The sequence below is a fragment of the Thermosipho atlanticus DSM 15807 genome (genome assembly GCF_900129985.1).
Lineage (GTDB): Bacteria > Thermotogota > Thermotogae > Thermotogales > Fervidobacteriaceae > Thermosipho_A > Thermosipho_A atlanticus.
Map to the genome: position 1 here is coordinate 286108 of NZ_FQXN01000002.1, position 12451 is coordinate 298558.

Here is a 12451-nt window from a genome sequence, read left to right on the forward strand (position 1 = left end):
TTAATCCCTCCTTGATTTTAGTAAATTTACGATTGTTTTTGGGAAAGTAGCGTAAAATGCAGCAGCCTTAATAAGATGTTCAATCTCAACCTTTTCATTTGGAGCATGAGCATATTTTTCCTCCCCTGGACCGAAACCAACTGTGGGAATTCCGTATACTCCAGCGGTAACAGTACCGTTTGTAGAGAAAATCCATTTATCAATGAGTGGTTCCTTACCAAATACCTCCAAGTAATTCTCCTTTGCAGCTCGTACTATTAAGCTATCTTCGGGGAAAGACCACGATGGAAAGTATTTTTCTGTTGGAAATACGAGACCTGTATAAGACGGTTTTTTATATTCTAATTCAATAATTTCTGCGTCTTCAACACCTGCTTTTTTAAATACATCTTTGATTTCGGCAAAAACAGTTTCTTTTGTTTCACCTTCCGTAATTCTTCTATCAATTTGAATTTCACACTCATCCGGTACTGCATTATGTGAAGGAGATTTGAAGAATATTTGGGAAACAACTATTGTTCCTTTTCCCAAAAATGAATCGCTTTTAAGTCTATCATTTAACTTTTCAATTTCATTAATAATTTTTGCCATTTTATAAATAGCATTAACGCCTCTTTCAGGTGCACTTGCATGAGCTGATAGACCAGTTGTTCTAATTCTAAATTCAATTCTTCCTCTATGACCTCTATATATATTGAGTGATGTTGGTTCTGTTATTACAACAAAGTCTGGTTTTATATTTTCTTTCTCTATCAGATATCTCCAACATAGCCCATCACAGTCTTCTTCCATGACTGTTCCTGTAATATAAAGGGTAAAATCATCCATGAGATTAAGTTCTTTCAATATTTTTGCTCCATATACCATGGAACACATTCCGGCTTTTTGATCTGATGCACCTCTTCCATATACCCATTTATCGTCAAATTCTCCACTAAATGGATCTTTTTCCCAAAGTTTTTCATTTCCGATATCCACAGTATCAATATGTGCATCCATTGCAATTTTGTATTTACCATTTCCTATACGCCCAATTACATTTCCTAACCCGTCGATTCTTACTTCATCAAACCCTACCTTTTCCATTTCATTTTTGATTACTTCAATTACTTCTTTTTCTTCACCTGAATAACTTTTAGCTTTAATAAGAGCACTCATGAACCTTACAATGTCATCCTTGTATTTGTATGAAAGTTCCAATGCCTTATTCAATATAAACACCTCCTTTGTCTTTTGTTTGTATTATAGTTTGTAATAATTTTAAAAAAAATATGAGAAAAAAAGCAAAATAAGAAAAAAAACAAAGATTTTTTCGAATATTCAGCAAAAATAGAAGTATTAGAAAAATTTAAAGTAATTAAATGTTGAGTTGACAAATAAGCATAATATGCTAAATTATTATTTGTGTTGGGGCCGTAGCTCAGCTGGGAGAGCGCTACCTTCGCACGGTAGAGGCCGTGGGTTCAAATCCCATCGGCTCCACCAAACAAAAAGCCCTCCAATATTTTTTGGAGGGCTTTTATTTTTTCAATTGTTGAGAGTATTTAAAGATTTTTGATTTCTTCAAGGATCTTATTGACAATTATTTGTCCAACTCTCAATTGTGCTTCTACAGTTGAGGCTCCTATATGAGGTGTTACTACAACATTAGGAAGTTCTAGAAGTTTCTTTCTTAACTCATCTGTTGGAGGTTCTACTTCGAAAACATCAAGACCGGCTGCATAAACTTTACCAGAAACAAGGGCATCATACAAAGCTTTTTCGTCTACTACACCTCCTCTTGCTGCGTTTATAATTATCACTCCATCTTTCATAGCATCAAAAGCTTCTTTGTTTATAAGATGTTTTGTTTGCTCATTTAGTGGGACATGAATTGTAATGATGTCTGATTCTTTGAAAATTCTTTCAAGCTCAACAATTTCGACATTAAGATCTGTTTCTTTTACAAAAGGATCATAAGCGAGAACTTTCATATCAAATGCAAGAAGTCGTTTTGCAACTTCTTTCCCAATATTTCCAAAACCAATAATACCAGCAGTTCTTTTGTATAATTCGTGACCTTTTAATTCTTTTTTTGTCCATTTTCCTTCTTTTAAATCTATTGTACCTCTTGCTATGTGTCTTGCACAAGCAATCATCAAACCAATAGCTAATTCAGCAACTGAAATACCATTTGCTCCTGGAGTGTTAATGACTTTGATCCCTTTTTCTTTTGCTTTTTCAACATCAACATTATCAAGTCCAGTACCAGCTCTTGCAATTATTTTCAAGTCTGTTCCAGCTTCAATTACATCGGCAGTTACTTTGGTTGCACTTCTAACAACAAGAACATTAATGTTAGGCATTTCTTTTATTAATTCTTCCTTTTCTAAATGTCCTTCAGTAACTTCATATCCAGAAGCTTTTAATTTTTCCATTGCCAATTTATCAAGAGGATCATTAACATGAATTCTCATTCTTTATTTACCTCCTTATATAGTACTTCTTGAGCGGCTTTTACACCTTTCCCGAATTCAACTTTGTAACCTAGTTCATTCAATGTAAATTCTAAAGCGGATATTCCTATAATTGTATCAAATATACTTAAATAACCTAAAGTAGATATTCTAAATATTTTTCCTTTAAGGTGTTCTTGTCCACCTGCAATAGTTACACCATATTTGTCTCTCATTATTTTTGTGAGTTTTTTGCCATCAACGCCTTCTGGAACCTTCACAGCGGTTGCAACATTACCAGGACGTTTTGAAAAGAGTTCAAGTCCCAGTGCTTGGACAGCTGCTCTTGTAGCATCAGCTAACATTTTATGCCTCTTCCAGACATTTTCTATTCCTTCATTTTTGATTATATTTATAGCTTTCCTTAACATATAGATGAGGTTTACTCCTGGAGTCCAAGGATTGTCAGGATATTTTTTGTTATATGCCTTTAGATTGAAATAATATCTTGAGTTATTGGAATTTTCAACTAATTTCCAAGCTTTTTCATTAAGTGCAATAAATGCAAGTCCTGGTGGGAGCATAACACCTTTTTGTGAACCACTTACAACTACGTCAATTCCCCATTCGTCCATTTTTAAGGGTTCAGCTAAAAGAGCACTTACAGCATCAGTAACTAATACAACATCAGTGTCTCTAGTAATTTTTGCAATTCCTTCTAAATCAATTACTGTACCAGTCGATGTTTCACTATAAGTTGTAAAAACAGCCTTAGCATCTGGGTGTTTTTCAATAGCCTCTTTAATTTGTTCTGGAGTGACAGCTTCACCCCATTCTAATTTTAATGATACAATATTAATGTTGTAAGCTTCAGCAATTTCTCTCCATCTTTCACCAAATTTTCCAGCTTCTACAATAATTGCTTTGTCTCCAGGATTTAAAAGGTTTGAAACAGCCGCTTCTAATGCCCCAGTACCGGAAGAGAGTAGTGTAAAAACTCTGTTTTCAGTTTGGAATAAATATTTCAACCCTTCAAGAGTTTCTTCAAGAATACTAACAAATTGCGGAGTTCGATGATGGATAGTTTCCTTTGCACCTTCTAAAAGAATATCAGAAGGAACTGGAGTTGGGCCAGGAGCCAATAAGTAGTTTTTCTTTATCATTTGATACACCTCCTATGATTTGATTAGATTACACATATATTTTAAATTAAATTAAAGAAATAGAAAATGGTATATTTCATTAATTTTTTTCAATAAAACCTTAAAAAATTAAAATTTTCAGTTAAAACTTAGAAATTTAGAGTTTTACTATTTCTAAAATATATTGTACACTTATTATAGAATATTTTCAATTGTTTTAAAATGCAAAAAATTGCACGCAAAAAATTGCAAAATGCAAGAAATTGCATACAAAAAATTAGAAAAAATAAAAAATAAAAAAATAAAAAATTTTTGGAGGTGTAAAGATGAATTATAAAGAGAAATATTCGAGATTGGGGAAATCTCTGCGTTCATCATTGATCAGAGAGCTTTTGAAATATGCTTCTATTCCAAATGCTATTTCATTTGGTGGAGGGGTTCCTGATCCTGAGACTTTTCCAAGGAGGGAATTATCTCAAATAGCAGCGGAAGTTATTGAAAAAGAATATGCTTATGTTCTTCAATACAGTACTACTGAAGGTGATCCTGAACTTGCGAAACAGATGATCAATTTACTTGAAAGGCTATATGGTTTTGATAATTTAAACGAGGATAATATAATGTTTACAACAGGTTCTCAACAAGCTCTTGAGCTTGTTGGAAAAATATTTTTAGATGAAGATAGCATTGCTATTGTTGAGGATCCATTTTATTTGGGAGCAGCTAGTGCATTTAGAATGAGAAATGCTAAATTTATTCCTATACCTTTAGAGGATGATGGAATGAATGTTGACTTATTGGAGAAAAGATTGCATGAATTGGATAATAAGGGATTAATTCCAAAAGTTAAATTTATCTATGTGATACCAAATTTTCATAATCCTGCAGGGGTTACTGTTTCTTTTGAAAAAAGAAAAAAAATTATTGAATTAGCTGAAAAATATGATTTATTGATTTTAGAAGATGATCCATACGGACTTTTAAGATTCGAAGGGGAACATATCCCATCGTTTTTTAAATTAGCAGAAAGGGGTAGAGTTGTTCTTCTAAATACTTTCAGTAAAATTCTTGCACCAGGTTTAAGAATTGGAGCAGTGCTTGGAGATAAAGAAATAATTAGAAAATTTGTTTTAGCAAAACAAGGAACAGATCTTTGTAGTTCAGCATTAACTCAAAGAATAGCTGCAAGATATCTTGAAAGATATGATCTTGTTCAGCAAATAGCTCCAACAATAAAATTATATAAATCCAAGAAAGATGTCATGATGAAAGCTTTTGATGAGTATTTCTCAAAGATAAATGGAATAAAATGGATTAATCCTCATGGTGGATTATTTACTTGGGTAACACTTCCTGAAGGTTTTGACACAATGGAAATGTTCGAAATTGCAAAGAAAAAATTAGTTTTTTATATTCCAGGTCAGGCATTTACACCTGATGATAGAGTTTCACCATCGATGAGGATGTCATTCTGCCTACCTTCACATGAAAAAATTATAGAAGGAGTGAAGAGGTTAAGTGAAGTAATTGTTGAATATGGTAAATCTAAGGGGTTGATATAGTGTTAATTTTAGTGATTAATCCTGGATCTACCAGTACAAAAGTTGCTATTTTCGAAAACGAAAAGAAAAAAGTACAAAAAGTTTTGAAACATCCGGTAGGTGAATTAGAAAAATTTGACAATCTTATGGCTCAAAAAGAATTTAGGGAAAAAGCTATATTGGAATTTTTAAATGATGAAGGATATAAATTAGAAGATTTTGATGCAATAGCTTGTCGAGGAGGAGTTTTACCACCTTTAAAAAGTGGAACTTATATAGTCAATGAAGAAATGGTTAGATATTTAAAAGATAAATCTCGAGTTCAACATGCTTCAAATTTAGCTGCTGTTATTGGATATGAACTTTCTAGTGGAAAAATTCCTGTTTACATAACTGATCCGGTATCAGTTGATGAAATGATAAATGAAGCAAGAATTTCAGGGATTCCTGAAATTGAAAGATTAAGCCTTGCACATGCATTGAATATAAAAGCAGTTGCAAGGAAAGTAGCATTTGAGTTGGGAAAAAAGTATGAAGAACTTAATATGGTTATTGCACATCTTGGTGGAGGCATTTCCGTGACAGCTCATGAAAAGGGAAAAATGATAGATGTGAACAACGCAAATGATGAAGGTCCTTTCAGTCCTGAGAGAACTGGGGAGCTTCCTGTTGGAGATGTTGTAAAATTATGTTTTTCCGGAAAATATTCGCGCAATGAAATTAAAAAAATGTTTGTAGGAAAGGGAGGATTAGTAGCATATTTAGGGACTAACGACATGAAAAAAGCCATTGAATTGTCTAAAAGTGATGAGCATGCAAAATTGGTCGTTGAAGCGATGGCGTATCAAATAGCGAAGGAAATTGGTGGAATGTGTGTAGTTTTGAAGGGGAAAGTTGATGCAATTGTCATTACTGGAGGAATTGCGAATAATTCTAATTTTGTTGAAAAAATAAAGTCTTACATTTACAAATTTGGGCCTATATTTACCATTCCTGGTGAATTTGAGATGGAAGCGCTTGCTTTGGGAGCTTTAAGAGTTTTAAAGAAAGAAGAACAAGCCTTAGTTTGGGGTGAGAAATATGAAAAAGTTGAGTGAATTTCTTGAGAAATCAAAAATTAATGGTCCTAAAACAGTAGCAGTAGCAGTTGCGGAAGATGAGGTAGTTTTGAAAGCAGTTGAAAAAGCTAGAAAAGAAGGTATAGTTAATGCAATATTGGTTGGTAAAGCATCTAAAATAAAAGAAATATTTGAAAAAAATGACATGGATATAAATTTTTATGAAATTATCGACAAACAAAACGAAACAGAAGCTGCAAAAACTGCCGTTAGTTTAGTTTCGGAGAAAAAAGCAGATTTTGTAATGAAAGGAAAAATTAAAACAGGTGATTTAATGAGAGAAGTGTTAAAAGAAGAGCATAACTTGCGAACAGGCCGGACTTTATCACTAGTAAGTATCTTTGAAATTCCTTCTTATCATAAATTACTGATTGTTTCAGATGCTGGAATGACTATTGCTCCAACTTTGGAACAAAAGGTGGATATAATCAACAATTCAGTATATGTTGCTAGGAAAGCTCTTGGTATAGAAAATCCTAAAGTTGCTATTTTAGGAGCAGTTGAAATTGTAAATTCAAAAATGCCAATAACAATAGAGGCAGCAGTTCTTGCGAAAATGAATGATAGAAAACAAATAAAAAATTGTATTGTAGATGGTCCTTTTGCATTGGATAATGCGGTATCGATTGAAGCCGCCAAACATAAAGGTATAGATAGTCCTGTTGCTGGTGATGCAGATATTTTAATAATGCCTGATATAGAGGCAGGTAATATTTTTTATAAGGCAATGGTATTTTTGGGAAAAGCAAAAGTTGCGTCTACAATAGTAGGCGCCAAGGTTCCCATAGCTCTGACTTCTAGGGCCGATTCCGATGAAACAAAGTTATTGTCATTAGCACTTTCTAATCTTATGGTAGGTGATTTATAATGTATAAGATTTTAGTAATTAATCCTGGCTCAACGAGTACAAAACTGGCAATTTTTAATGATGAAAAATTAATTTCTTCAGAAACTATCAGATATTCGGCCGAAGAACTTTCGAAATTTGAAAGGTTGATTGATCAATACGAATTTAGAATTAAAACAATTGAGGAATTTTTAAGTAAGTTAGGGTATCATTATGAAGATTTCGACGCGGTTGTAGGAAGAGGGGGGTTAGTAAGGCCAATTCCAAGTGGAACATATGAAGTTGATGAATTAATGGTTGAAGAATTGAAACAATCAAAGTATGGCGAGCATGCTTCAAATCTTGGCGCAGTAATTGCTTACGAGATTTCAAAAAAATACAATATACCAGCCTACATAGTAGATCCTGTGGTAGTAGATGAAATGCAGAAAGTTGCAAAAATCTCAGGGCATCCTTTATTTGAGAGAAAATCAATTTTTCACGCGTTAAATCAAAAAGCTGTTGCTAGAAAAGCAGCGGAAAGGTTAGGAAAAAAATATGAAGAAATTAATTTAATTGTTGTGCATATGGGTGGAGGAATATCTATTGGTGCACATAGAAATGGAAAAGTAATTGATGTTAATAATGCGCTTGATGGTGATGGACCTTTTACACCAGAAAGAAGTGGAACTTTACCACTTACACAATTAGTGGAAATGTGTTTCTCGGGCAAATATGATTATAACTTTATTAGGAAAAGAATCAAAGGAAATGGAGGGCTTGTTGCATATCTTGGAACGAATAATGCTATGGAAATCCAACAAAGAATTAATCAGGGAGATAAAGAAGCCGAGTTGATATACAAAGCGATGGGATATCAAATTGCAAAATGGATAGGAAAAATGGCGGCAGCGTTGAAAAGTGAAGTAGATGCAATAGTTTTAACTGGAGGTTTAGCTTATGATGAAAAATATATGGTGAGATGGTTAAAAGAATATGTAAGTTTTATAGCACCGGTTCTGGTATTTCCTGGAGGAGATGAGGAAAAAGCGCTCGCTATGGGAGCATTGAGGGTGTTGAGAGGAATCGAGAAAGCAAAAATTTATAAAGAAGAGGTGCAAAAGAGTGTCTAAAAATTATGTTTTTATTGGTCTTTTTGGTAGTGGAAAGACTGAGGTTGCAATAAATTATGCGTTGTATTTAAGAGGAGAATATGACAAAGTAGCAATTGCAGACGTGGATATCATATCACCTTATTTTAGAACAAGGGATGTTATAGAACAGTTGGAAGAAAAAGGAGTTAAAGTTATTACTCCTCCAGGGGTTTTAAAGTATGCAGACTTGCCGATAATTTCGGGTGCTGTAGCTGGATACTTACAAAATAAAGAATACAAAACAGTGTTGGATGTTGGCGGTGAAGAAAATGGTGTAGTAGTAGTTGGGTATTTAAAACCATACCTTGAAGATGCAGAAGTATCCTTGGTTATAAATACTAGAAGACCATTTACTTCTACTGTAGAAGGAATTATAAAAACATACGAACAGTTGAGGAAAATAGCAAAAGTTGAAGTGAAGTATTTGGTGAATAATACCAATTTATCAACTGAAACTACTAATGAAATTATCTTAGAAGGTGAAGAGATAGTTTCAAAAGCATCTGAAATACTTAAAGTGCCAGTTAAATTTACAGTAGTTCCAGATTTTATAAAAGCTATTAACACTAAATATCCTGTATTTAGAATCACAAGATTTATGAAAATGGGATTTTAAGGAGGTCGTGAAAAATGCCTAAAGTAAAAGGTTATATTGAAATTGATAAGGAAAGGTGTAAGGGTTGTGGGTTGTGTATTGAAGCTTGTCCTACAAAAGTAATAGAATTTTCTGAAAGCTTTAACAGTAAAGGTTATCATCCAGCAGAAGCAAAATATATGGAAAAGTGTATAGCTTGTGGATTTTGTTATAGAATGTGTCCCGATGTTTGTATAACAGTATATAGGGAAGAGTGAGGAGGGAAAGTATGGAAAAAGTAATGGTAAAGGGAACAGAGGCAATAGGAGAGGCTGCAATAAGAGCTGGTTGTAGGCATTTCTTTGGATATCCTATAACTCCTCAAAGTGAGCTCCCAGAATATATGTCTAAAAGACTTCCTGAAGTTGGAGGAGTTTTTCTTCAAACAGAAAGTGAAGTTGCGACTGTGAATATGTTGTACGGTGCAGCATGTACCGGTACAAGAGTAATGACTTCTACATCTTCCCCCGGTTTTAGTTTGATGATGGAAGGTGTATCTTATATGGCATGTGCGCAATTGCCCGCTGTTTTTGTAAATGTTGTGCGTGGAGGCCCGGGACTTGGTGACATTCAACCAGCTCAAGGAGATTATTGGCAAGCAACCAAAGGAGGCGGCCATGGTGATTACAAATTGATTGTTTTAGCCCCTTCAACAGTCCAAGAAGCTGTTGATTTGACGGTTCTTGCTTTTGATCTTGCAGATAAATATAGAACGCCGACCCTTATATTAGCTGATGGATTACTCGGACAAATGATGGAACCAGTTGAATTTCCAGAATTTAGAGATTTGTCGACATTACCTGATCACAGTAGTTGGGCAATGACGGGTGCCAAAAATAGAGAACCACATATAATTACTTCTTTTGATATAGATCCATATGTTTTGGAAAAAATGAATTTAGAACTTGTTAAGAAATATAAAGAAATTGAGAAAAATGAAGTGAGATGGGAAGAGTATGAAACGGGAGATGCTGAAATTATTATAACTGCGTTTGGTACTGTTGCAAGAATAGTAAAAAGTGTTGTTGAAATGGCAAGAAAAGATGGTTTAAAAGTTGGTTTGTTTAGGCCAATTACTGTATGGCCATTTCCATATGAACCACTTGAAAAATTGGCTGATAAGGTAGAATTATTCTTTGATGTTGAAATGAACATGGGACAAATGTTAGAAGATGTAAAACTAGGAGTAAAAAATAAGAAACCAGTTGCATTTTATTCGAGAATGGGTGGAGTTGTGCCTACACCGACCGAGATTTACGAAGCATTGAAAAGAGAGATTGGGAGGCGAGAATAATGAAAAAACTTTTATATAAAATGCCTGAGTCATTGAGTGGCAAGGAATTTACATATTGTCCTGGGTGTCACCATGGTATTATTCATAGATTAATTGCAGAGGTTGTTGATGAACTTGGAATAAGAGAAAAAACTCTTGTTGTAGCTCCAATTGGTTGCTCGGTTTTTGCATATCAATTTTTTAATATGGATGGAACAATAGCTGCTCATGGAAGAGCACCTGCCGTTGCTACGGGAATGAAAAGAGCAAGGCCAGATCTTTATGTTTTTACATATCAAGGTGATGGTGATCTTGCGGCTATTGGTACTGCTGAGATAATGCATGCAGCTAATAGAGGTGAGAAAATAACGACGATATTTGTAAATAATGCGATATATGGAATGACAGGTGGACAGATGGCACCTACCACTCTTCTTGGAATGAAGACTACGACCACACCGTATGGTAGAACAGCTGAAAATGATGGTTATCCTATGCATATGTGTGAATTTTTGAAAGAAGCTAAGGGAGTTGCATATCTTGCAAGAACAAAAGTTACAACACCTCAAGATGTAGAAAAAACTAAGAAAGCCATTAAAAAAGCATTTTTAGCTCAAATTAAAGGAATAGGATTTGGTTTAGTTGAAGTTTTGTCAACTTGTCCTACAAACTGGGGTATTGATCCTATTTCAGCTATGAAATGGCTTGAAGAGAAAATGATACCAGAATATCCACTTGGAGTATTTGTGGATAAGGTTGGTGATGAAAAATGAGGTTCATTTTTGCAGGTTTTGGTGGACAAGGTGTCATGTTAATGGGACAAGTATTAGCTTATGCAGGAATGATTGAAGGTAAAAATGTTACCTGGATGCCTTCATATGGTCCTGAAATGAGAGGTGGGACTGCAAACTGTACAGTTGTTGTAAGTGATGAACAAGTAGCTTCTCCTGTAGTTGATAAAGCTGAAGTAATTGTAGCAATGAATATACCTTCAATGTTAAAATTTCAAGATTTTTTAGCCGAAAATAGCTACTTCTTCTTGAATAAATCTGTGATTGACAGAGAACCTAATAAAAGAGAAGGGGTGAAAGTTTTTAAAATTGAGTGTAATGAAATAGCAGATAAATTAGGAAATTTGAAAGTCGCTAATATGGTAATGTTGGGGGCAGTTATTGGGGCAACATCAATTGTTTCAAAAGAAAGTGTTTTTAAAGCACTTGAAAAGAAATTGGTTGGGAAAAAAGCTGGTTTAATTGAGTTAAATAAATTAGCAATAGAAGAAGGAATAAAGAGAGTTAGAGAGCAGTAGGCGGATGAGATAAAGTTTTCATTATGGGGCCTTCGGGTCCCGTCTTTTTTAAATTGAGTTGAAAACATGAAAAAGATTTTGAATAATTTAAAAAATTGTGTATAATTGTCTTTGGGAGTGATTATTTTGCCAAAAAGCATGACTGGTTATTCTAAATTGGATTATTATGACACAAATTATAAAATTACTTGTGAATTAAAGACTTTGAATTCAAAAGGATTGGATATACACATTTCTCTTCCTTATTATTTAAGTTCAAAGGAAGTTTTAATTGCAAAAATTGTTTCAAATTTTATTAGCCGTGGAAGAGTGAGTGTGAAATTAAATGTACGATTTTTAAAACCGATTAATATAAATTTAGATTTTGCGATGGCTAAGTCTTATTACGATAATTTGGAAGAGTTACGGGAAAGTTTGGGTATTCAAAAACCAATAAAATTGTCAGATTTGCTTATGTTCAAGGAATTGTTTAGAACTGATATTGAGGATGAAGAAATCGAAAAGTTATGGGTTACCGTTGAAGTTGTATTGAAAAAAACTTTAGAAAAGCTTTTAGAAGAAAGAAAAAGTGAAGGTGAAAAATTATCGGCAGATATTAAAAATATGTTAGTAAGGTTGGAGGAAATAGTTTCTAAAATAGAATTTTATGCTAAGGATTTAAAAAATGTTATTGCACAAAGAATAAAAGAAAATGTACAAGATATTCTTCCAGAAAATATTGAGTTAGATATGAATCAATTTGAGACAGCAGTAGCACTCATTGCAGATAGAGCAGATATAAGGGAAGAAATAGTTAGATTGAAAAGTCATTTAAATAGAATGAAAGAGTTATTGAATTCTGATGGGCCAATAGGTACGTTGTTTAACTTTTTGACTCAAGAAGTTCATAGAGAATTTAATACAATATTGTCGAAAAGTAGAATGTTGGAGTTAAGTGATCTTGCAATAGAGGGTAAATTTACGAATTCTCAATTAAAAGAACAAATCCAAAATTTGGAATAAAATTTGGGAGGTGTAAT

13 protein-coding genes and 1 tRNA gene are annotated in these 12451 nt (G+C 33.6%); 11 read left to right on the top strand and 3 right to left on the bottom strand.

Annotated features, from left to right (window positions below; translation table 11 throughout):
* Window positions 1–1212 (bottom strand): YgeY family selenium metabolism-linked hydrolase, encoded by a 1212-nt coding sequence (locus tag BUB65_RS03705; RefSeq protein ID WP_073072347.1) that lies wholly within the window; start codon window positions 1210–1212, stop codon window positions 1–3.
* 197 nt (window positions 1213–1409) lie between these two features.
* Between BUB65_RS03705 and BUB65_RS03710 the strand changes: the two genes are divergently transcribed.
* Window positions 1410–1485 (top strand) — tRNA-Ala (locus BUB65_RS03710).
* 59 nt (window positions 1486–1544) lie between these two features.
* On the opposite strand, the gene BUB65_RS03715 is transcribed toward BUB65_RS03710, so the two are convergent.
* Complete coding sequence (locus tag BUB65_RS03715) at window positions 1545–2456, bottom strand: hydroxyacid dehydrogenase (protein ID WP_073072348.1); 912 nt, start codon at window positions 2454–2456, stop codon at window positions 1545–1547.
* Window positions 2453–3607, bottom strand: a complete 1155-nt coding sequence (locus BUB65_RS03720) for a pyridoxal-phosphate-dependent aminotransferase family protein (protein WP_234946743.1) — start codon at window positions 3605–3607, stop codon at window positions 2453–2455. The genes BUB65_RS03715 and BUB65_RS03720 overlap by 4 nt, the downstream gene beginning before the upstream one ends.
* Before the next feature lie 296 nt (window positions 3608–3903).
* Between BUB65_RS03720 and BUB65_RS03725 the strand changes: the two genes are divergently transcribed.
* The 10 genes from BUB65_RS03725 to BUB65_RS03770 all read left to right on the top strand — a co-directional run bounded on the left by BUB65_RS03725 (window position 3904) and on the right by BUB65_RS03770 (window position 12434).
* Window positions 3904–5139 (top strand): aminotransferase-like domain-containing protein, encoded by a 1236-nt coding sequence (locus tag BUB65_RS03725; protein ID WP_073072351.1) that lies wholly within the window; start codon window positions 3904–3906, stop codon window positions 5137–5139.
* Window positions 5136–6215 carry a butyrate kinase gene (gene buk, locus BUB65_RS03730; protein WP_200773531.1) on the top strand — a complete coding sequence of 360 codons (1080 nt, stop codon included), beginning with the start codon at window positions 5136–5138 and terminating at the stop codon, window positions 6213–6215. The genes BUB65_RS03725 and buk (BUB65_RS03730) overlap by 4 nt, the downstream gene beginning before the upstream one ends.
* Window positions 6199–7104: a phosphate butyryltransferase gene (locus tag BUB65_RS03735; RefSeq protein ID WP_073072354.1), complete on the top strand. Its 906-nt coding sequence runs from the start codon at window positions 6199–6201 to the stop codon at window positions 7102–7104. Before buk (BUB65_RS03730) ends, BUB65_RS03735 begins: the two co-directional genes overlap by 17 nt.
* Window positions 7104–8195, top strand: coding sequence for a butyrate kinase (gene buk / locus BUB65_RS03740; RefSeq protein WP_073072355.1), 1092 nt, complete (start codon window positions 7104–7106; stop codon window positions 8193–8195). Before BUB65_RS03735 ends, buk (BUB65_RS03740) begins: the two co-directional genes overlap by 1 nt.
* Window positions 8188–8832: a cobalamin biosynthesis protein CobQ gene (locus BUB65_RS03745; RefSeq protein ID WP_073072356.1), complete on the top strand. Its 645-nt coding sequence runs from the start codon at window positions 8188–8190 to the stop codon at window positions 8830–8832. Before buk (BUB65_RS03740) ends, BUB65_RS03745 begins: the two co-directional genes overlap by 8 nt.
* Window positions 8833–8846: 14 nt before the next feature.
* Window positions 8847–9068 (top strand): 4Fe-4S dicluster domain-containing protein, encoded by a 222-nt coding sequence (locus BUB65_RS03750; protein ID WP_073072357.1) that lies wholly within the window; start codon window positions 8847–8849, stop codon window positions 9066–9068.
* Window positions 9069–9079: 11 nt separating this feature from the next.
* On the top strand, window positions 9080–10144 hold the full coding sequence (locus BUB65_RS03755) for a 3-methyl-2-oxobutanoate dehydrogenase subunit VorB (protein WP_073072358.1): 1065 nt from the start codon (window positions 9080–9082) through the stop codon (window positions 10142–10144).
* Window positions 10144–10896, top strand: coding sequence for a thiamine pyrophosphate-dependent enzyme (locus tag BUB65_RS03760; protein ID WP_073072359.1), 753 nt, complete (start codon window positions 10144–10146; stop codon window positions 10894–10896). The genes BUB65_RS03755 and BUB65_RS03760 overlap by 1 nt, the downstream gene beginning before the upstream one ends.
* Window positions 10893–11432 carry a 2-oxoacid:acceptor oxidoreductase family protein gene (locus tag BUB65_RS03765; protein ID WP_073072361.1) on the top strand — a complete coding sequence of 180 codons (540 nt, stop codon included), beginning with the start codon at window positions 10893–10895 and terminating at the stop codon, window positions 11430–11432. Before BUB65_RS03760 ends, BUB65_RS03765 begins: the two co-directional genes overlap by 4 nt.
* A gap of 117 nt (window positions 11433–11549) precedes the next feature.
* Window positions 11550–12434 (top strand): YicC/YloC family endoribonuclease, encoded by an 885-nt coding sequence (locus BUB65_RS03770; RefSeq protein ID WP_234946759.1) that lies wholly within the window; start codon window positions 11550–11552, stop codon window positions 12432–12434.
* Window positions 12435–12451 lie beyond the last annotated feature (17 nt).

What these genes read in the sequence shown, in the direction of transcription:
- BUB65_RS03715 (WP_073072348.1), bottom strand. Translation starts at nt 2,456, where the DNA reads ATGAGAATTCATGTTAATGATCCTCTTGATAAATTGGCAATGGAAAAA.
- BUB65_RS03725 (WP_073072351.1), top strand. Translation starts at nt 3,904, where the DNA reads ATGAATTATAAAGAGAAATATTCGAGATTGGGGAAATCTCTGCGTTCA.
- BUB65_RS03735 (WP_073072354.1), top strand. Translation starts at nt 6,199, where the DNA reads ATGAAAAAGTTGAGTGAATTTCTTGAGAAATCAAAAATTAATGGTCCT.
- buk (WP_073072355.1), top strand. Translation starts at nt 7,104, where the DNA reads ATGTATAAGATTTTAGTAATTAATCCTGGCTCAACGAGTACAAAACTG.
- BUB65_RS03750 (WP_073072357.1), top strand. Translation starts at nt 8,847, where the DNA reads ATGCCTAAAGTAAAAGGTTATATTGAAATTGATAAGGAAAGGTGTAAG.
- BUB65_RS03755 (WP_073072358.1), top strand. Translation starts at nt 9,080, where the DNA reads ATGGAAAAAGTAATGGTAAAGGGAACAGAGGCAATAGGAGAGGCTGCA.
- BUB65_RS03760 (WP_073072359.1), top strand. Translation starts at nt 10,144, where the DNA reads ATGAAAAAACTTTTATATAAAATGCCTGAGTCATTGAGTGGCAAGGAA.
- BUB65_RS03765 (WP_073072361.1), top strand. Translation starts at nt 10,893, where the DNA reads ATGAGGTTCATTTTTGCAGGTTTTGGTGGACAAGGTGTCATGTTAATG.